Origin of the sequence: Bacillus sp. SIMBA_031 (assembly GCF_046535225.1) — a bacterium.
Lineage (GTDB): Bacteria > Bacillota > Bacilli > Bacillales > Bacillaceae > Bacillus > Bacillus velezensis.
Genome location: NZ_JAWRXC010000685.1, coordinates 1 through 236, shown reverse-complemented (window position 1 = coordinate 236; position 236 = coordinate 1). Strand labels below are relative to the sequence as shown.

Annotated in this window: 1 protein-coding gene; it reads left to right on the top strand. The window is 30.1% G+C overall.

The annotated features are described in order from the left end of the window. Positions 1–236: hypothetical protein (locus tag SB724_RS21810; RefSeq protein WP_410573163.1), on the top strand; the 236-nt coding region annotated here is incomplete at both ends.

Below are 236 nucleotides of genomic sequence, written 5' to 3'. Positions count from 1 at the left end.
AAAGCTATTAGAAGAAAAAGAACATATCATCAATACCTTAGAAAATAAAAAAATAGTTTTATATGTTTCTATAGGCTTTCTATTTACAACTGTTTTACTGCTTTCCTTCTTTTTTTACAGAGCGAAAAAAACAGAGCGTAAGCACCGGAAAATTGCTCAGGATTTAATTCATTCTATTGAGGAAGGAAATGTTGAAACTCCAACAAAATTAGATGCCATTCAACTTCAAAATCCTG